Annotated in this window: 18 protein-coding genes; 8 read left to right on the plus strand and 10 right to left on the minus strand. The window is 41.7% G+C overall.

Annotated elements, in window-relative coordinates; all coding sequences use genetic code 11:
• Positions 1 to 77 precede the first annotated feature (77 nt).
• On the plus strand, positions 78 to 1,013 hold the full coding sequence (locus RV00_RS12075; RefSeq protein ID WP_071862849.1) for a LysR family transcriptional regulator: 936 nt from the start codon (positions 78 to 80) through the stop codon (positions 1,011 to 1,013).
• 39 nt (positions 1,014 to 1,052) lie between these two features.
• On the opposite strand, the gene RV00_RS12080 is transcribed toward RV00_RS12075, so the two are convergent.
• The 3 genes from RV00_RS12080 to RV00_RS12090 form a co-directional block, all read right to left on the minus strand.
• Positions 1,053 to 1,988: an FAD:protein FMN transferase gene (locus RV00_RS12080; RefSeq protein WP_071862850.1), complete on the minus strand. Its 936-nt coding sequence runs from the start codon at positions 1,986 to 1,988 to the stop codon at positions 1,053 to 1,055.
• 93 nt (positions 1,989 to 2,081) lie between these two features.
• A complete protein-coding gene (locus RV00_RS12085; protein WP_071862851.1) occupies positions 2,082 to 2,930 on the minus strand; it encodes an aldo/keto reductase in 849 nt (282 codons plus the stop codon).
• Between the two features lie 148 nt (positions 2,931 to 3,078).
• Complete coding sequence (locus RV00_RS12090; protein WP_071862852.1) at positions 3,079 to 3,264, minus strand: hypothetical protein; 186 nt, start codon at positions 3,262 to 3,264, stop codon at positions 3,079 to 3,081.
• Between the two features lie 225 nt (positions 3,265 to 3,489).
• Here RV00_RS12090 and RV00_RS12095 point away from each other — a divergent pair, with 225 nt between their 5' ends.
• Positions 3,490 to 4,278 (plus strand): Cof-type HAD-IIB family hydrolase, encoded by a 789-nt coding sequence (locus RV00_RS12095; protein WP_071862853.1) that lies wholly within the window; start codon positions 3,490 to 3,492, stop codon positions 4,276 to 4,278.
• A 43-nt stretch (positions 4,279 to 4,321) separates the two neighbouring features.
• Here the strand turns inward: RV00_RS12095 and RV00_RS12100 are convergent, their stop codons facing one another.
• On the minus strand, positions 4,322 to 5,665 hold the full coding sequence (locus tag RV00_RS12100; RefSeq protein WP_071862854.1) for a citrate/2-methylcitrate synthase: 1,344 nt from the start codon (positions 5,663 to 5,665) through the stop codon (positions 4,322 to 4,324).
• Positions 5,666 to 5,834: 169 nt separating this feature from the next.
• On the opposite strand from RV00_RS12100, the gene acnA reads away from it, so the two are divergent.
• Both acnA and icd read left to right on the plus strand, forming a co-directional pair.
• Positions 5,835 to 8,486, plus strand: a complete 2,652-nt coding sequence (gene acnA, locus RV00_RS12105) for an aconitate hydratase AcnA (RefSeq protein WP_071862855.1) — start codon at positions 5,835 to 5,837, stop codon at positions 8,484 to 8,486.
• Positions 8,486 to 9,715 (plus strand): NADP-dependent isocitrate dehydrogenase, encoded by a 1,230-nt coding sequence (icd, locus tag RV00_RS12110; protein ID WP_071862856.1) that lies wholly within the window; start codon positions 8,486 to 8,488, stop codon positions 9,713 to 9,715. Before acnA ends, icd begins: the two co-directional genes overlap by 1 nt.
• 95 nt (positions 9,716 to 9,810) lie before the next feature.
• Here the strand turns inward: icd and RV00_RS12115 are convergent, their stop codons facing one another.
• Both RV00_RS12115 and RV00_RS12120 read right to left on the minus strand, forming a co-directional pair.
• On the minus strand, positions 9,811 to 10,038 hold the full coding sequence (locus RV00_RS12115; RefSeq protein WP_071862857.1) for a hypothetical protein: 228 nt from the start codon (positions 10,036 to 10,038) through the stop codon (positions 9,811 to 9,813).
• A gap of 110 nt (positions 10,039 to 10,148) precedes the next feature.
• On the minus strand, positions 10,149 to 10,631 hold the full coding sequence (locus RV00_RS12120) for a GAF domain-containing protein (RefSeq protein WP_071862858.1): 483 nt from the start codon (positions 10,629 to 10,631) through the stop codon (positions 10,149 to 10,151).
• 299 nt (positions 10,632 to 10,930) lie between these two features.
• Here RV00_RS12120 and RV00_RS12125 point away from each other — a divergent pair, with 299 nt between their 5' ends.
• Complete coding sequence (locus RV00_RS12125; protein WP_071862859.1) at positions 10,931 to 12,373, plus strand: peptidoglycan DD-metalloendopeptidase family protein; 1,443 nt, start codon at positions 10,931 to 10,933, stop codon at positions 12,371 to 12,373.
• A gap of 60 nt (positions 12,374 to 12,433) precedes the next feature.
• Here RV00_RS12125 and budA read toward each other — a convergent pair whose 3' ends face one another.
• From budA to RV00_RS12145, 4 genes are all read right to left on the minus strand, one after another.
• Complete coding sequence (gene budA, locus RV00_RS12130) at positions 12,434 to 13,147, minus strand: acetolactate decarboxylase (protein WP_071862860.1); 714 nt, start codon at positions 13,145 to 13,147, stop codon at positions 12,434 to 12,436.
• A 55-nt stretch (positions 13,148 to 13,202) separates the two neighbouring features.
• Complete coding sequence (gene alsS, locus RV00_RS12135) at positions 13,203 to 14,855, minus strand: acetolactate synthase AlsS (RefSeq protein ID WP_071862861.1); 1,653 nt, start codon at positions 14,853 to 14,855, stop codon at positions 13,203 to 13,205.
• A gap of 192 nt (positions 14,856 to 15,047) precedes the next feature.
• Positions 15,048 to 15,512, minus strand: a complete 465-nt coding sequence (tsaA, locus tag RV00_RS12140) for a tRNA (N6-threonylcarbamoyladenosine(37)-N6)-methyltransferase TrmO (RefSeq protein WP_071862862.1) — start codon at positions 15,510 to 15,512, stop codon at positions 15,048 to 15,050.
• Positions 15,513 to 15,547: 35 nt separating this feature from the next.
• The gene (locus RV00_RS12145) at positions 15,548 to 16,393 is read right to left on the minus strand and encodes a MerR family transcriptional regulator (protein WP_071862863.1); all 846 of its coding nucleotides are present in this window, start codon (positions 16,391 to 16,393) and stop codon (positions 15,548 to 15,550) included.
• A 97-nt stretch (positions 16,394 to 16,490) separates the two neighbouring features.
• On the opposite strand from RV00_RS12145, the gene RV00_RS12150 reads away from it, so the two are divergent.
• The 3 genes from RV00_RS12150 to RV00_RS12160 all read left to right on the plus strand — a co-directional run bounded on the left by RV00_RS12150 (position 16,491) and on the right by RV00_RS12160 (position 18,659).
• Complete coding sequence (locus tag RV00_RS12150; RefSeq protein ID WP_071862864.1) at positions 16,491 to 17,354, plus strand: SPL family radical SAM protein; 864 nt, start codon at positions 16,491 to 16,493, stop codon at positions 17,352 to 17,354.
• Between the two features lie 74 nt (positions 17,355 to 17,428).
• Entirely contained in the window at positions 17,429 to 17,701 is a 273-nt protein-coding gene (locus tag RV00_RS12155) for a hypothetical protein (protein WP_071862865.1), read from the plus strand.
• 34 nt (positions 17,702 to 17,735) lie between these two features.
• The gene (locus RV00_RS12160; protein ID WP_071862866.1) at positions 17,736 to 18,659 is read left to right on the plus strand and encodes a LacI family DNA-binding transcriptional regulator; all 924 of its coding nucleotides are present in this window, start codon (positions 17,736 to 17,738) and stop codon (positions 18,657 to 18,659) included.
• Positions 18,660 to 18,902 lie beyond the last annotated feature (243 nt).

Genomic DNA, 18,902 nt, shown 5'->3' on the forward strand with positions numbered 1-18,902 from the left:
CTAGATCAGAGAACAAGCCTTGTGAAATATTTATTTAATTATCAAGCTATAACCAAACAGTTATGGAGGGACAGCAAATGGTACAGATGGACTCTCCGGTACTCTTGCAGTATCTGGATATACTTCTTAAACATGGAAACTATACTAAAGCAGCGAAAGACCTTTATGTTTCGCAACCTTATTTAACTCAGACCATCAAAAAAGTTGAAAAGGAACTAGGGATCGATATTATCAATCGAAAGACGAACCCGCTTCAACTGACAGAAGCTGGGCGAATCTATTATCAATACCTCAACTCTTTAGAAACTCAGCAAGAACAATTTCTAAAAAAGATCAGTCACTATTCTTCAGCAGAAGGCCCTTTGATCCGTATCGGTGTTTTGCCTAGCCTAGGAACGTACTTATTGCCCTTGTTCGTACCAGCTTTTATGAGAAAGTATCCGGCGGTCAACGTTGAACTATATGAAGATATTCCAGAAGCGAATGAAAAACGTTTGTTAGCTGGTGAATTAGATTTTTTGATTGGTCAAAACCCTGAGATGCTTTCGCCTAACTTGATTGTCCATCAGCATGGAAAACATGGCTATTATGCAGTGATTCCTGAAAAATCACGTTTTTATCAAAAAAAGACGCGGCAATTAACGGAGCAGACCATGACAATAAAGGAATTGTTGCAAGAGGAACTAGTACTAACTTCGCGAGGTTCTCCAATCCGACGCCAAATTGATCACTTGCTGCAAAAGTATAAGGTTCAGCCTCGAATCGTCTTAGAGAGCAATAATGTCTTTACGGTTCGAGAACTAGCTAAGCAAAATCTGGGGATCGCCTTTCTCCCAGAAAGCATCCAGATAGCGGTACAAGACGATCAGCAACATTTTAATATTCTCCCTCTCTCAAAAGAGTTATTGTCATTGGATTATTTTATCGCTCACTCTGCCAACAAAACTTTAGACGAACCTGAGAAAGCCTTGATCGATTGTTTTCTTTCACAACTAAAACATGACTTTTCTTAATTTAAAGACATAAAAAAACGAAGCCCCGGCTTCGTTTTTTTATGACAATTCGATATTCTTTTTTAATCCTTGGCTGAAGGCCAATTCACCTGGATTTGTGATTACTAAGCCTTCGATCGTCGGAATTGAATTCAAGTCTATGATAATAGTTGACGGAGTTTTCCCATATAAGCGGGTGGTCCATATTTCGCCATCCAGTGATTGCTTAGAGACAATAGTCAAGCTGGCCAAAGAGGATTGGATCGGAAAACCCGTGTGAGGATCAAAAATATGATGGTAGGTTTTTCCTTGCCATTCAAATTTCCGCTCATAGATTCCCGAGGTGACAACCGATTGATTCTTGATTTTAACCACCGCCGCATATTGGTTTCTGGGTAAAAAGGGATTCTGAACCCCCACTCGCCAATAGCCGTCTTCATGAAACGGTGCTTCCCCGAAGGTCAGTACATTACCTCCTAAGTCGATATAGGCCGACTGTGCTCCCTCACGTCGGAAAAAAGCAATGATTTTATCTGCGAAATAGCCTTTAGCCAGCGCTCCTAGATCAATCTCCATTCCCTGCTGACGGAAGGCCACCGTTCTTTCTGCTTCATTCAATAAAATATCTGCAGGATTTGTAAGCTGCAATAATCCCTTAATCTGATAAGCCTCTGGATAATGGGCATCCTTGAAACCAATCCGCCATTCCTTCACTAACGGACCAAGCGCGATGTTCAAAAAACTATCAGTCATGAGACTTTGTTCTTTTCCAATCGAGATCAATTCAAATAATTCCTTATCCACCTTCACGAAATGACTAGCCGCCTGTTGATTAAGCTGCATCAATGCTGATCGATTATCGTTTGCGCTAAAGCGCCCTTCATAATCGATCAACATTTCTTCCGCTTTAGCTAGTAGTGGTTCCGGCTTCTCGTGCTGGAGCCACAAATGAATGACCGTCCCCATCCTGTGTAGTACTTTTTCTTTGATTGCCATTCCTCTCCACCGCCTCTAACTCAATTTTCTCCAGCCATCATACCACAATTTTTTGCAGTTAAAAAAACCGACTGATTTTAGTCGGCTTACTAATCACCAAATAGTCAACGGCATTTTTCTTGTAGGTTCGGGATAGACTTGATTCAACTGAATTAAATCCTCCTCACTTAACTGAATCTCAGCGGCTTTCAAATTGCTTAAAACATGTTCGCTTTTTCCCGCCTTTGGAATTGCGATCGTCTGACCGTCTCTAATGCACCAAGCTAATAAAAGCTGGAAAATATCGCAATCATGTTTCTCGGCTAGTTCTACTAGGGTTTTCTCTTTGGTAAAATGAAAGCCTTGACTATCTCCCATCGCTAAGGGACAGTAGGCAATCAATGGCATTTGCTGTTTCCGCATCAGTGGAATCAAATCAAACTCGATTCCACGATCTCCTAAGTTATAACAGACTTGGTTCGTGGCACAATGGTCGCCATTTTCTAAACGTAGGATCTCCTTCAATTCGTCAGTGTCCAAATTCGAAACACCCCATGACTTGATCTTGCCTTTTTGCCGCTGTTCTTCTAGAGCTTCGATCGTTTCTTGAAAAGGGATTTGACCTGGCCAATGGAGCAAATACTGATCTAAATAATCAGTCTTCAAGCGTTTTAAACTGGCGTCTAAACTTTTTGCTAATTGCTTTTTTGAAGCATTTGACGGCAAGACCTTCGAAATCAAAAATAATTTTTCTCGGTCATAAAATGTGATTGCCTCGCCAACTAGTTCTTCTGATAAGCCGTTGCCATACATCTCAGCCGTATCGATCACTTCTGCGCCGGCTTCGATTCCGGCACGTAACGCCGCGATTTCTTGCTTTCTTGGAGCTCGTTCTTCTCCCATTTTCCACGTTCCTAACCCGATTGGAAAAACCGCTTGCTTTGCCAACTTGACTGTCTTCATGAGATTCTACCTTCTTCCACTCTTTTGATAATTAAAGTCTACAAACATTCAAGAATAAATTCAAGTTAACGACTCTGGTCGGTTTCTGAGTCACTAGTCAAACAAAAAATGATTCAGCATCATGAACTGAATCATCGGGCAAAACGTTTTATAGTTCTGGCGTTTCAGCTTCTTGGTCAACAAATACAAACTTCAATTGATCGGGATACACATAAACAATTAGGCGTTCTTTGCGGATGTCGGTGGTTTGATAAACTTGTTCAGTGGTGACATTATCGCGATAAAGTTCTTTTAAAATAATCTCTAACCCTGCGTTAATGAATGGATTTAGCATACCTCTCCCTCCCTTTCAATAGTCAGTTCTTCACCTCTATTATACTCGCGAAACGATGGAAACGCTTCTTTTCCCAAAAATAGTTTCTTCTCTTAACGAAATGAAGGAATCCCCTATCGCTACATTTGACACTTTCATCTTTAAAAAAGGATGCGCCTGATTGAATTTTCTTTTATACTTGGATTAACAGCAATGGAACCGAATTCAAAGGTTAGGAGTGTTGGTATGAAAAATTTCCGTGTTGCTTTTTTTGATATTGACGGGACGTTGGTGGACAATCAGTTGCCTCATACATTGCCTTTTGGAGAACGCATCCCTGCCTCGGCTAAGTTGGCGTTGCGGAAGCTAAAGGAGAATCAGATCGAACCCGTGATCGCTTCAGGACGCAATCATCAGACGCTGGCAGCTTTGGCAGAAGAACTTGGCGTGGACAGTATTATTTCTTCCAATGGCAACTGTGTTCATTATCAAGGAAAAATAATTCATCAAAACAGTATCCCAAATGACTTACTTAAAAAGCTGATAGCGCATCTAGAACAAGAAGAAATTGCGTATTTGATCGAAACGGCTGATCTCATCTACAGCTATGAAGACGAGCAGCAAAATGAGAAGCATCCTTCAAAAAAAGCTTTATTACAGCAAAGTGATCCCTTACCAGAAAACGTTCTACAGCTAATCGTTGGTTGGAATGAACGAACAGACTTTAAATTAGGGATTGATTCCCCATTGATCGCTGAAAAAGTCGCTCCGGTCGCGGCAAATATCCATTTGAAAACAGGAACTAAGGCGGAAGGAATCCATAAAATTTGCGCAGAAATGGCAATCACCGCCGACCAAGCTTTAGCTTTCGGCGATGAAGAGAATGACTTTACCATGTTTGATGCCGTCGGCTTTCCTGTCGCCATGGGAAATGCGGCCCCGGCACTGAAAGAAAAAGCCGCCCACGTGACGGCTCCTGTCTCAGATGATGGAATTTGGAAAGCCTGTGTGGAGTTAGGATTGATTGCGGAATAAACAAAAAGGGGGTGTGACAAGTTCTGTCAGACCTCCTTTTTACTTACTTTCGTTTGCCAAGCTCTTGATAATTCTGATCCTCAGAAACTTCCATATAAGCCGGTCGAATGATTTTTTGAACATTGATCAGTTCTTCGATTCGGTGGGCCGACCAGCCGACGATTCGAGCGATTGCAAACATCGGTGTGTACAATTCTTGCGGCAAATCCAGCATATGATAAACAAACCCGCTAAAGAAATCGATATTGGCGCTGACGCCTTTATAGACCTTACGCTTTTCAGAAATGATTTCTGGTGCTAAGCGTTCGACTTTGCGATAGAGATCAAATTCAGCAGAAGCCGCGGAGCCTTTCTCTTCGGCCAGCTTCTCAACATAGCGTTTAAAAATTTCCGCTCGCGGATCTGATTCTGCATAGACCGCGTGACCCATGCCGTAAATCAATCCTTGCTTATCGAAGGCTTCTTTATTCAGGATTTTTTCTAAATAGGCACGAATCTCGTTCTCATCTTCACAATCATTGACGCTGGCCTTCAAATCTTCCATCATGCGGGTGACTTTGATATTCGCTCCCCCATGCTTTGGCCCTTTTAATGACCCTAATGCGGCAGCAATCGTTGAATACGTATCAGTCCCGCTAGAGGTCACTACGCGCGTGGTAAAGGTAGAATTATTCCCCCCACCATGTTCCATATGTAAAACTAACGCCATGTCCAAAGTCTGTGCTTCTTGGAAAGTATAATGCTTGTCTGGCCGCAACATGGTTAAAATTGCCTCAGCGGTGCTTAGGTTTTCCGCTGGACGATGAATATACATGCTGTCGCCTTTTCCATGATTATAGGCATGGTAAGAATAAACGGCGATCATCGGAAATATAGCAATCAATGATAAACTCTGATCCAAAACATTCTCAATGCTGATATCATCCGTCTTATCATCATAACATCCCAATGTCAGGACACTGCGGGACATCATGTTCATTATATTATGTGAGGGCGCCTTCATGATAACATCACGTGTGAAATTGGTTGGAAGTGTTCGTCTTTTACCGATTAAATCCTTGAATTCCGTCAGTTCAGCTTGGGTTGGTAAAGTGCCAAATAATAACAAGTAACTGACTTCTTCAAAGCCTAAACGCTTTTCTGAAACAAACCCGTTCACTAACTCGTTAATATCGATCCCGCGGTAACGTAATTCTCCAAACTTTGAGACTACCTTGTCTCCATCCATGATTTGTGGATGAATCGTGGAAATGTTGGTTAGTCCAGCCAAAACACCCTTCCCATCAAGATCTCGTAAGCCTTTTTTAACATTATGCTTTTTATATAAGGAAGCGTCTAAGTAATCTTCACGACGGCAGACCTCAGCCATTTGTTTCAAATCTAACATTTCTATGTCCTCCTAACTCTATCCAGCTTTGTGTTCGGTTTAAGAAACATTATAACACCATTATTATAAAATGAAATAGTTTTAATAATTTCATTTACATTCTTTTTTTTTATTCGTATAATATTGCTAACTATCTTCAAACGATAACACACTTAGGAGGGATTCCATCTTGGATTGGAAAAAAGAGTTAGTCGTCAATGACGAACATTATACCTATTTTGATCTTCCTTCAATTACAGCAGCCTACCAAAAAGACATTACGGCGTATCCCTACAGCATTCGGGTTTTAATAGAAAGCTTAGCACGCCATGAAGAAATTGCTGATTTAGAAAACTTGGTCAATTTTAACGCGAAAAATCCCACTGGAGTCGTTCCCTTTCGCCCGTCACGGGTGGTCCTGCAAGACTTCACCGGTGTTCCTGCGGTAGTTGATTTGGCAGCAATGCGGGATGCGGTGGTCAAACTTGATGGCGATCCGCGGATTATCAATCCCGAGATTCCAGTGACTTTAGTTGTAGACCACTCGGTCCAAGTTGATTGTGCGGGAACTAAAGAAAGTCTATCTTACAACACCGAAAAAGAATTCGAACGGAATCACGAGCGCTATCAATTTTTAAAATGGGCCCAGCAGGCTTTTGATAATTTTGAAGTTGTACCACCAGAAACCGGCATCATCCATCAAGTCAATCTGGAATATTTATCCGATGTGATCTTAAAAAATGAAAAAAATATTTTATTCCCGGATTCATTAGAAGGAACTGATTCTCATACCACCATGATTAACGGCCTGGGCGTACTTGGCTGGGGCGTTGGCGGGATCGAAGCGGAAGCGGCGATCTTAGGCGAAGCTTCCTATTTCCCAACTCCGGAGGTCATCGGTGTAGAATTGACCGGTTCTTTAAGCCCCGGTGCGACTGCTACCGATTTAGCCCTTTATTTAACCGAACTATTACGCAATGAAAAAGTTGTCGGCAAATTCGTCGAATACTTTGGTAGTGGCTATAAAACATTAAGTCTCTCTGACCGTGCAACGATCGCCAATATGGCGCCTGAATACGGTGCAACTTGCGGCTTTTGTCCAATTGATGAAGAGACGCTAGCTTATTTACGCTTGACAGGTCGAACAGAGGAACAAGTACAATTAGTTGCAGCCTATGCGAAACAAAACCGCTTGTTCTATGATGGAACAGAAACACCTGAGTATACTCGCGTGATTCATTTAGACTTATCGACGGTTCAATCCTCCATCGCTGGCCCAAAACGGCCACAGGATCGGATCCTATTGGCCGAAGTGGCGGATAATTTTGCCACTTCCTTAACCAATGTCAACGGACCGAAAGGCTTTGGCTTAAACGAGAAGGAACTTACTCGCCAAGAAAAAATCGCTGGAACCAACACAGCCCTTGAAACAGGTGATTTGGCTTTAGCCGCTATCACCAGCTGTACGAATACTAGCAATCCATCCGTCATGGTGGCTGCCGGCTTATTAGCTAAAAAAGCTGTCGATCTAGGCATGCAAGTCCCGGCGACCATTAAAACTTCCCTTGCTCCCGGCTCAAAGATCGTGACCCAATACTTAGAAAAGGGACATTTACTAGAACCTTTGGCTGAACTAGGCTTTGATATCGTCGGCTACGGATGTACTACTTGTATCGGAAATTCTGGACCTTTGGCCGAAGAGATTGAAACGACCTTAAAAGAAAGTGATTTAGTCGTTTCCGCCGTCCTATCAGGCAACCGGAATTTTGAAGGCCGGATTCACCCGTTGATTAAGGCAAACTATTTAGCTTCGCCGCCGTTAGTGATCGCCTATGCATTAGCAGGCTCAATCAAAAAAGATTTGACGAAGGAAGCAATCGCGGTCGTCAATGGAAAAGAGATTTACTTGAAGGACTTGTGGCCAACGCAAGAAGAATTGGCGACTTATATCAATGAGTTCTTAGAGCCGGCTGATTTTCAAAAGGCTTACGAAAATGTTTATCAATCGAATGAGCGTTGGAATCAGATTGAGACCTCTGAAGGCGATTGCTACGATTGGGATGACGCGTCTACCTACATCGCTAACCCGCCTTTCTTTGAAAACTTAGGTGCGGCAATAGATGATACGGAAAGCTTGAAAAATCTGCAAGTCTTGGCGAAATTTGGTGACACGGTTACTACCGATCATATCTCGCCGGCTGGAAATATCAGTCTGCAATCACCAGCGGGCAACTATTTGAAGGAGCATGGCTTGGCTTATAAGGATTTTAATTCCTTCGGTTCGAGACGGGGCAATCATGAAGTAATGATGCGGGGAACCTTTGGCAATATCCGGATTCAAAATCAATTAACTCCCGAAACAACTGGCGGCTATACAAAACTTGCTACCACGGGTGAAGAACTGTCGATCTATGATGCGGCGATGCGTTATCAGCAAGAAAAAATCGGTACGATCATTTTAGCGGGAAAAGATTACGGCATGGGGTCTTCTCGTGATTGGGCCGCCAAAGGAACCAACCTTTTAGGTGTCAAAGCGGTCTTAGCCGAAAGCTACGAACGCATTCATCGCAGTAATCTCGTGATGATGGGAGTGATTCCCTTTGAGTATCTACTAGGACAAACGGCGGATTCTCTAGGTTTAACTGGACAAGAACGCTACAGCTTTGTCTTTCCAGAGGAACCAGCTATCAATCAATTGATTGACGTAATTGCTGTTGGTGATACAGAAATTCATTTCCAAGTGAAATTACGATTCGATTCTGTTGCAGACATCAGCTATTGGAAAAATCAAGGTATCCTGCCTTTAGTCATCCATAAAAAAATGCAGAAGGAGCAAGTTTAATGACAAACACAATCAATCCTGTCATCCCCTATATCGAAGGCGATGGTATTGGTCCTGAAATTTGGCAGGCAACCAAAAAAGTGGTCGATGCAGCCGTCAATTCTGCCTATCAAGGAACACGAAAAATCGATTGGCTGGAAATTTTAGCTGGTGGAAAAGCTTATAATCAAACGGGCACGTGGCTTCCTGACGCTACTTTAGAAGCGATCAGAGAACATAAGATTGCCATCAAAGGACCGTTGACCACACCGATCGGCGAAGGCTTCCGTTCTCTTAACGTGACTTTACGCCAAGAACTAGATCTCTATGCCTGTGTTCGACCGGTCCGCTATTTCAAGGGGGTTCCTTCTCCATTAAAGGAACCGGAAAAAACCGATATGACGATTTTTCGAGAAAATACCGAAGACGTTTATGCCGGTATCGAGTTTGCAAAAGATTCTTCCGAAGTCCAAGCGCTGTTAGCTTTCTTAACTGATAAATTATCTGTTACAAAAGTTCGTTTTCCCGAAACAACTGCCTTAGGGATCAAGCCCATCTCTCAAGCAGGCAGTCAACGGCTGATCGCCGCGGCGTTAGATTATGCCCTTGAACAAGGCAAGACCGGGGTGACGCTGGTCCATAAAGGCAATATCATGAAATTTACTGAAGGCGGCTTTAAAAATTGGGGCTATGATTACATTGAAAAAAATTATTCCCAAGCCTTCACGATGAATCAGTTTAAACAGCTCTCAGCCAAAGGCGGCAAGGAAAAAGCGGAAGCGGCTTTGGCGGAGGCGCAAGCCGCGGGGAAAATCATTGTTGACGATGTGATCGCAGATAATTTCTTGCAACAAATTCTTTTGTATCCAGAAAAATATCAAGTCGTAGCGACGACGAATTTAAATGGGGACTATATTTCCGATGCTTTAGCTGCCCAAGTTGGTGGGATTGGGATTGCTCCTGGGGCGAATATTAATTATAAAACCGGTCATGCGATTTTTGAGGCCACCCACGGAACTGCACCGGATATTGCCGGTAACGGCTGGGCGAATCCTTGCTCGTTATTACTGTCGGCGACGATGCTGTTGGATCATCTCGGCTGGTTCGAAGCTAGTCAGTTGATTACTCAAGCGATCGAACAAGCGTTAGAAACACATTTAATGACCCACGACTTTGCCCAAATGCTAAAAATCGACGCGTTATCAACCGATGCGTTTGCTGAACAATTAGTACGCTTTGTTACAAAATAGGCAAAAAAAAGGTATGACTGTCTTCAGTCATACCTTTTTTTCATGAATAGAGTGGGTGTCAAAAGGAATTTTCGACACCCACTTTACTTACTTTTTTAGCTAAAAAATCGATTGTTTGTAACGATGCCTGTTACTTCACTGTATTTAATTAATACTTGGCCTTCGACTTGATCAATTTTATCTACATCTAATCCATAGAAACGCTCGACATTAACAACACAGCCGCCGTCTTCTTTCCGTAGAACCTCTCCAATAATTGGTCGAGCAAAGTCCGTTTTACGACACTCATAGCTCTCTCCGATAATAACTGCCTCTTTATTCATCGAAATCCCCCTTAAAAGTTTTACTACACTTATATCGTAGCATTAAGTGGGTTAAAAAGCTACATTAAGCGTGTTATTTCTTCGAATAAATAGCATTATACGCATTATTCTTAATTTAAGCTGATACTTTCCATTAATAATGCTACATATTGCTCTAAATAAAATTGATCAATCTGATTGTACATACCGACTTCTGAACTATCAAGATCTAGTACACCAATCAGTTGGTCACCTTTCTTCATAGGAACGACAATTTCCGAACGAGCCGCTGAGTCGCAGGCAATATAATTTTTATGTTCCAAAACATTTTCAACGATTAATGTTTGATTCTTCTCAGCAGCTTCGCCACAAACGCCTTTGCCCATTGCGATATGCACGCAAGAAACATTTCCTTGAAACGGCCCTAAGATCAACTCATCTTCTTTAAATAAATAATACCCAGCAAAAACAGTCTCTTGTAAAGTTTGATTTAACAAAGCTGAAGAGTTCGCTAAATTCGCGATCAAATCACTTTCTCCTTCAAGCAACGCTTTTTGCTGCAACAGCAGTAATTGATACGCCGCTTCTTTTCCCTCTTGATTTTTCCAACTCATTTGATAGTCCTCCTGCTTTCAAAAAAAATTTAAACAAATACTTCTTTCTGGCATTATTTTACCGTAATTACCCGCAGAACTCCATTAATCCAGCGGCTTTTATTTAGCTTGGAACCAATGGAAATAGGCCACAATCAATAAATCGTACAGGTCAAGTAACATTCTGACTATTTCCCCCGTTTGAATATTTCATTCCCATTACAAACTATACGGTTAGATGAAAATTCGGCTACTTTAAACTTTTTATTCATAACTTCTTATATAATTGAATCCGAAAGATGAAAAAAGTGAGGGAATCCATGATTAAGTTGAAAAAGTACACGGCGTTGACGTTATGCGCTTTGACCTTAACTGCTACTCCTATTAGCGCGTTAGCAGATGAATATGATCAAAAAATTGCTGATCAAGATAGAAAAATCTCAGAATTGCAACAAACAGAACAATCCGCGGAAGAACAAAAGGCTGCATTAGAACAGCAAGTTGCCGCTGTTGAAAAAGAAGTCACCGATGTCTTGAAAGAAAAGACAGATGAAGAAAAAAAATTAAGCGACTTAACTAAAAAGATTGGGATTTTGCAAGAAAAGATTCAAAAGCGTGAAAAGCAGTTGAGAAGTCAGGCACGTGACGTGCAAACTAAAAACCAAGCGACTTCCGTTGTCCACGCCGTCATCGAATCAGATTCGATCGGTGAAGCGGTTAAGAAAACAATGGCTGTTTCAACGATGTTAACAGCTAGTAAAAATATCATGGAACAGCAAACCAAAGACAAGGCAGAATTAGAAACGCTTGAAAAAGAAGCCGAACAGCGCCTAGTCGTGATTAATCAAAAGACTGAAGAACTAAAAGCCAAGCAAGAAAAACTCGTCCAAACAAAATTGGATCAACAAGTTAAAATAAATGCGCTTCAAGCCAGCATCGCCACTGAAAAAGGGCAAAAAGAGAAATACGAAAAACAAAAAGAAGAGGCTGAGAAAAAACGTCAAGCCGCTTTGAAAGCTTTAGAAGAACAACGTAAAAAAGAAGCTGAAGCCCGTGAAAAGGCCCAAGCAGAAGCTGAAAAACAAGCGAAGCAAGCAGCTGAAGAAGCTCAAAAAGCGGCTGAAGAGGCCGAAAGACAAGCCGCTGAAGCCGAGAGTGCAAAACAAAAACAAGCCGCTGAAATCGCACAATTAGAAGCACAGCGTCAAGCAGCAGAAGCCAAACAACAACAGCAGCAAACGGAGACAGTTACTAATCCCTCTGCTGTGCAAGTAACGACAAACCCAGCAACAACTGACACCCCTGTTACACCAAGTCTCACCACACCTAAAGAATCAGAATCAAAATCAGTCTCTAATAGCAGCGGCTGGGCATCACCGTTATCAATCGGTTTAATTGTTACCAGCCCTTTTGGTCCCCGGATAGACCCAACTGGTGCTTCTGGTACCCAGCATGACGGCATCGATTTTGCCGGCTCTGCAGGAACGCCGATCCTTGCTACAAAAGCCGGAACAGTCGTAGAAGCCAGCTTCCACTGGTCCGCTGGAAATCATGTAATTATCAAGCATCCAGATGGTTACTACTCTTATTATATGCATTTAGTATCTGCCGCTAATGTCAGCGTCGGTCAATCCGTCACTGCTGGCCAAGTTCTTGGCGGTATGGGTACCACTGGTAACTCAACTGGCGTCCACCTACACTTTGGCGTCTCTACGGCATTATGGTCTGGCTTTGTAAATCCAGGCCCGTTACTAGGCGTCTAATCGTAAAATTGATATCTGTACAAACAAAGAGCCGTTCACGAAATGTGAACGGCTCTTTTCTTATTCTGCTTCTTCAATATCTTTTGAAATATCGTCAAGCTTGATTTCATTTTCTAAATAATCGGTATTTTCTGTTGGGAAATGTTGGCGGAACTCAGCTAATTCCATCAACTCAACTTTCCCCTCTGTTAACTCAAAATCAAGGACGTGACCACCGAATTGACGATCATCGCTAATAAAGTGTAGATGGAAGCCCGCTGCTGCAGCTCCTTGGAATAAATTTGGCGTGAAGAAGCCGACGATTGTCCCAGAAATTTCATCTGCAGAAAATTCTGGCTGATGTCTTGCAATCTCCACGAAGCGCGGATAAGGCTTCTTTTGCTTAGGCGCGACCCGCACATGCATATGTTTGAAAGTACCGCTGATTTTCACCGCTGAAAACAAATTGTGGCTGATTTTTTCTAAGATACGGTCCTTCACTGCCTTATCTGAAAGCTCAGCTAATGAAAAATCCTCATCTGTTTGAAAAGTTGTTACCGCAGCGTAAGGAGTAAGCTCATCGCCTGCTAGTTGATTGATCACACCTGTTTCATCTGCATGATACACGACACCATCAAGGATGATCACTTCCCCATTTGATCCTTCCAATGTGCCTAAACCAAAATCACCGTAATGCAGCAATTCACCGATTTTTTCCGTACCATCCATTAAATCTTGCATCAATCCACCAAGTGTTCCATGTTGGTAAATATAACTTTTTGTTTTCACTGTCATAATTAGTCCCTCCTACTTGCCGTCAGTCTACTCACCTATCAAGTCAATCGGCTGTTTAATAAAATTGATCGGGCAAGATCGTTTTTCCTAATTCTTTGTTGTCGCTGTAATCGATTGGAATATCAATAATCACTGGACCATCGGTTTGCAAGCCTTCTTGAATTGCAGCTTCCAATTCTGCCTGAGATGTCGCACGGAGACCCTTGGCCCCGAATGCTTCCGCATATTTTACAAAATCAACTGGACCAAAATGAACACCAGAAGATCGATCGTATTTCATTTCTTCTTGGAATTCCACCATATTGTAACTGCCATCGTTCCAAATCAAATGAATAATTTTTTGCTTCAATCGAACGGCTGTTTCCAGCTCTTGAGCGGAGAATAAGAAACCGCCGTCTCCGGAGATTGAAAAGATCTGGGTATTTGGTCGAACTAAAGCTGCGGAGATGGCCCATGGCAAGGCCACACCAAGGGTTTGCATCCCATTACTGAACAATAGATGACGTGGTTCGTAACTGCGGAAATGGCGTGCCATCCAAATATAATGGCTACCAACATCGACTGTTACGGTCATCTCATCACTGACATTTTTTTGCAAAGTATCGATGACCGCTAACGGATGCACTCGACCCTCAACAGAAGCAAAGTGCTTATTGCCATTTTCTAATTTGTCTTGCAGCGTAGTCAAATAATGGACTGCATCTTCAGACAATTCATAATGATCGATCGCTTCACTTAAGTTTTTCATCGTTTTAGCGATACTACCGATCAATTCTACCTCTGGTTGCATGTATTGATCGATTTCCATCGGTACCTCATCTATTACTACAATACGCGCATCCTTCTCCGCATTCCAATTTCGTGCTTCGTATTCGATTGGATCATAACCCACTGCAAGCACGAGATCACTGCGTTTTAATAGCATATCTCCTGGTTGGTTACGGAACAAACCAACACGACCAAAGAAATGATTTTCTAATTCACGTGAGATAATTCCCGCTCCTTGAAAAGTTTCAACAACTGGCAAACCGGTTTTTTCTACTAATTTGCGAATGGCTCGGGTTTCATTTTCACCTGAAGCGCGCATTCCAACCAGTAGGACGGGCAATTTTGCTTCTTTGATCCGTTGAATCAAATCCTGAATGTCTTCTGTTGAAGCAGCCCCTAAAATTGGAGCAGATAAGGGATTAATCGCTGCTCCCTTCACCTCGCCATCGGTCACATCTTGCGGGATTGAAAGGAAGCTTGCACCTTTTTTAGCAGTCTTCGCGATGCGATAGGCATTCGCAATACTTTCTGATAATGTTTCAGGATCTTGAATCTCAGAACTATATTTTGTAATTGGGGCAAATAGAGCTGCATTGTCCATGCTTTGATGAGTCAGTTTTGATAAATCGGACCGTTTTACTTGTCCAGCCAAAGCTAAAACAGGATCGCCTTCCGCTGTAGCAGTCACTAACCCGGTTGCTAAATTACTTGCACCCGGTCCACTAGTTGCGATAACCACACCGGGTTCGCCAGTCAAACGGCCGATTGCTTGTGCCATAAAAGCCGCATTTTGTTCGTGACGAGCTAAAATTAATTGCGGGCCATGATCTTCTAATGTATCGAAAACGCCGTCGATCTTGGCGCCGGGAATTCCAAAAATAAATGGAACATTATGATTTTCTAAACTTCTAACAATGATTTCTGCACCTTTTTTATTCACTGTATTACATCTCCTAAAAATCTGTATCATTTACAATTGGTAATATACCATCTATTCTTTTATATATCAAGAATGAAACACTTTATAATATTGTTTTTCGGAAACTATTCATATTCGTACAGAAAATAGATTGATTTTTGACAAAATAAAAAAGGAATGGATTGTTCCACTCCGAAAACGTCTAACGATCGTTTATTCTGTAAAATTAAACTCAGCTGCCCAGTCGAAATCACCGGAACTTTCGTAACTTTGCGGCCAATGCTGACACCAGTCAGGTCCTTGAAAATTTTCTAAAACATCCGAACTTGGAGTATAAGGCTTAATATCCAAAATCGGGCTGCCCTCTTCCGCGTCTAAATAGTCCAAATAAACTTTGTTTGCTTGGAGCTTGAGAATTTTTGCGGCTGACAAAGCGATTGGGTTAGGCCGAAGCGGTCCTCGTGTCGCAAATGTGCCTAATTTTTCAGGGCCATTTGTATATGGTTTGCTGATCGTCGCCTCTCGCAATTCTGGAATATCTAAATGATGGAACCAATAGAGAACATACAGATGACTAAAATCATCCAGTCCAACCAGACCTTCTTGATATTCTGGCAGAAGCTCCAAATAAACAGCACCATTGTCTTGTTTCACTTTACCGATTTCTTTTATTTCCATAATAAATCCCCCAACTATTTATTGAGTCGCGACCTCTACTTAGAAGATAATTCCTCCCGTTGCGTGAGAGTCAAGGAATTTAGGGGAATTTGTATTTCTGTTAGATAGTCTTCACTATTGTCCGTGTGTTCTGGTCCAACATGACAAATTTGACGAGCGGCTTTTTCCATCGTAAATTCCGGGTGGAGCTCTAACCACTGGGCAAAGGCTTCATAGGCCTCCGGCAATTGATGATAATTTCCTTTAACGAACAACGTTGCGGCAAACTTGATCGCCGTCAGTTGACGGCACTTTAAAGGCGGCTGCACCTCAGTCTTACGCCCCAGCAAAATAGCTAATTCGACATCGACGCCCTCTTCAAGATATTCCTGATCATGAAAAATAGTTAGACTTTTTTTTGGATCACTAGGATAAGCAATTTTTTGATCCTTCAATTGCTCAATGAATTCTTCCCAAAAAAGCCCTTCATGATAAAAAGTTTTTAATTTTTTGCGATAGCTGATGACTTGAAAAGCCGGAATTGATTTGATTGATATTTGATAGTTTTTTTGTTGCTGCATCCGTTTGAGCATTCGCTGAATCTGCTGCTGTCGAAAACGATCTTGTTGAATTTCTTGCTCGATCACTCGTTCTTTTTCTAGTAGTGCGGCTGTCATGATCTCAGCATCTTGCTGGATCAAAATTTTGATTTCCTTTAAAGAAAACTTCAGCTCCCGCAATAATACGATTTGGGCCAATACTTCTAACTGTTTAACGGAATAATAGCGATAGCCAGATTCGTGATCGATTTGTTTTGGATGGAGCAAACCAATCTCGTCGTAATGATGCAAGGTTCGAATGGATACTTGACCGAGTCGCGAAAACTCGCCGATTTTCAACATAAACCCACCTCCGCTATTCATTATACCGAGACTTTCGATTGTTATCACCTTGAATTTATGGGATAATAAATACGAACGCACGTTCAGGAGGTGTCGAATGCATTATAAAGCATATAAAACTATCTTATCCCCTAAGAATGGGTTGAATCTTTTTCGTGGCTGTACTCACGGCTGTATTTATTGTGACAGTCGTAGTGATTGCTATCAAATGGATCACCCTTTTGAAGATATTGAGATCAAGGCCAATGCCCTAGAAATTTTTGAACAGGAATTGCAACGGCGGCGGAAACCTTGCATGATTGGCACCGGCGCTATGACCGATCCTTATATTCAATTAGAACCTCGTCTGCAAATCACTCGTGGCGCTCTTGAATTAATTGAAAAATATGAATTCGGGGTAGCGATTCAAACCAAATCCGCCCGCATTTTACGAGATTTGGATTTACTGACGGCGATCAACAAAAAAACTAAAGCGGTGGTGCAAATGACTTTGACCACTTACGATGAAGACTTATGTAAAATTTTGGAGCCTTATGTTTCTACTACAAAAGAACGCTTTGAAACATTGATGCGTTTTAAATCGGTCGAGATTCCATCTGTTGTCTGGCTCTCTCCTATCTTGCCTTTTATTAATGACAGCAAGGAAAACTTGGAAGGGATTCTCGAATACTGTATCCAAGCGGGGGTCAAAGGAATCCTATGCTTTGGCTTTGGTGTGACCTTGCGAGCCGGCAATCGCGACTTTTTTTATCAGCAGCTAGACAAACACTTTCCTGGTATGAAGCAAAAATATCGCCTTACTTTTGGTGAAAACTATGTTTGCACCAGCCCTAACAACGATGACTTAATGTCTATTTTTAAGAACACCTGTCAAAAACATGGTATCCTTTACCAAACGGAAGACATTTTTCGCTATCTTCATACCTTTGAAGACAAGCGGGAGCAACTTTCTTTATTTTAAAGTAAACAAAAGGCTTGCTCTGAAACTCGTTTCATAAACTATACTGCTTTTGTAAAGAAAAAGGAGGAAGTTTTATGAATACCTATATGAAGATTCAAAATACCGAAACACAAGAATATTTTCATGTTTCTCTAAATTTTTCTGACCACCAGTTGACCCTCGTTCGAAGCCAAGGTCTGAAACGTCCCCTCACTGAAATATTGCAGTTGACCGACATCAGCAGCTTAGTCTTTGATGAATTTTTAGGTAGCCCGATTATTAGTTTCTTCTATAAAAATCGTCGCTATACCTTCTACGAATCTGGCCCTGCCGTGACCGAATACCTTAAAGAGAACTTAGCGGCTTAAACATAGAATAAATCCTTGATTAAAGAGGTGTCCCATGGCAAACATCCGTGATATCGCAAGAATTACCGGCTACTCGGTATCGACGATCTCCCGCGTCCTTAATAACCATCCATATGTAACCGAAGAAAAACGTGAAAAGGTACTGGCCGTCATGGCTGAGCTGAATTACGTTCCGAATCGCTCCGCGCAAAATTTGAGCTATGGAAAGACTAAGAATGTCGGGGTTGTCTTGCCTTTTATCAACCACGCTTATTACGATCAAATGCTCAGCGGGATCATGCAGGCGGCTTTTGACCACCGTTATCGAGTGAGCTTATTGCCGACGAATTATGATCAAGCGCTGGAAAAAAACTACTTAGACGAATTTGCTACCAAGACTTATGACGGACTGATTGTAACTACAAAAGCTAATCCCATCGATGTTTTTCAAGAATACCAACAGTACGGTCCAATCGTTTTTTGTGAGAATATTCCAGAGGCACCTGTGAGTTGTGTCTATTACAATTTAGAAAACTCTTTACGGGAAGCCTTTCATTATTTAAAAACGAAGGGCGTGAAACATTTAGGGATAACCTTAGGACGCAGTAAAAATATTAGTCATAACTCGCAAGTAACGTTGCGGATCGCCAAGGAAGTCTTCCCAAACTTCGATGAATCGAATATTTTTTGGGACTGCTGTGTTCATACCCAAGATGGTGAAAAAGCCGCCGCATTTTTTAAACAGCGTTCCGTTGATGGCATTTTAACCAACGGCGATGAGGTAGCCGCCGTCATTTTGACTGAGTATGAACGGAATGCTCCTTTAGTGATTGGTCGGGAAAATTTGTTGATCAGTAAATTAGCCGGCTTTCCTAGTATCAACCATCATTTAACTAAGGTTGGGAAGTTAGCCTTTGAAGCTTTTTTCCATAACAAACAAGAAAAGATTTGTGTTCCTCATGATTTTATTGAACGGTAACATCGAAACAGCCGATTGAAATTTTCAATCGGCTGTTTCGGCTTTTTTATATAACGTTGTAAAAAGAATCATTATCTTTAAAATAACTTTAATGCAGCCTCTACTGCTAACTAAAACTATAAAGCTTCCTACATTAATACGATTTTGAAATTAGTCAGCACGGTTGTGCTAGCAAGTCTGACTTCTTTCAAAAATAAATTTTTGCTCTACAGTATATTAACGAAAGATTTTGTATGAATGCTT

Origin of the sequence: Enterococcus devriesei, from assembly GCF_001885905.1 — a bacterium.
Lineage (GTDB): Bacteria > Bacillota > Bacilli > Lactobacillales > Enterococcaceae > Enterococcus_A > Enterococcus_A devriesei.

Coding starts and splice junctions, on each gene's coding strand:
- RV00_RS12075 (WP_071862849.1), top strand. CDS start 78: ATGGTACAGATGGACTCTCCGGTACTCTTGCAGTATCTGGATATACTT.
- RV00_RS12080 (WP_071862850.1), bottom strand. CDS start 1,988: ATGGCAATCAAAGAAAAAGTACTACACAGGATGGGGACGGTCATTCAT.
- RV00_RS12085 (WP_071862851.1), bottom strand. CDS start 2,930: ATGAAGACAGTCAAGTTGGCAAAGCAAGCGGTTTTTCCAATCGGGTTA.
- RV00_RS12090 (WP_071862852.1), bottom strand. CDS start 3,264: ATGCTAAATCCATTCATTAACGCAGGGTTAGAGATTATTTTAAAAGAA.
- RV00_RS12095 (WP_071862853.1), top strand. CDS start 3,490: ATGAAAAATTTCCGTGTTGCTTTTTTTGATATTGACGGGACGTTGGTG.
- RV00_RS12100 (WP_071862854.1), bottom strand. CDS start 5,665: ATGTTAGATTTGAAACAAATGGCTGAGGTCTGCCGTCGTGAAGATTAC.
- icd (WP_071862856.1), top strand. CDS start 8,486: ATGACAAACACAATCAATCCTGTCATCCCCTATATCGAAGGCGATGGT.
- RV00_RS12115 (WP_071862857.1), bottom strand. CDS start 10,038: ATGAATAAAGAGGCAGTTATTATCGGAGAGAGCTATGAGTGTCGTAAA.
- RV00_RS12120 (WP_071862858.1), bottom strand. CDS start 10,631: ATGAGTTGGAAAAATCAAGAGGGAAAAGAAGCGGCGTATCAATTACTG.
- RV00_RS12125 (WP_071862859.1), top strand. CDS start 10,931: ATGATTAAGTTGAAAAAGTACACGGCGTTGACGTTATGCGCTTTGACC.
- budA (WP_071862860.1), bottom strand. CDS start 13,147: ATGACAGTGAAAACAAAAAGTTATATTTACCAACATGGAACACTTGGT.
- tsaA (WP_071862862.1), bottom strand. CDS start 15,512: ATGGAAATAAAAGAAATCGGTAAAGTGAAACAAGACAATGGTGCTGTT.
- RV00_RS12145 (WP_071862863.1), bottom strand. CDS start 16,393: ATGTTGAAAATCGGCGAGTTTTCGCGACTCGGTCAAGTATCCATTCGA.
- RV00_RS12150 (WP_071862864.1), top strand. CDS start 16,491: ATGCATTATAAAGCATATAAAACTATCTTATCCCCTAAGAATGGGTTG.
- RV00_RS12155 (WP_071862865.1), top strand. CDS start 17,429: ATGAATACCTATATGAAGATTCAAAATACCGAAACACAAGAATATTTT.
- RV00_RS12160 (WP_071862866.1), top strand. CDS start 17,736: ATGGCAAACATCCGTGATATCGCAAGAATTACCGGCTACTCGGTATCG.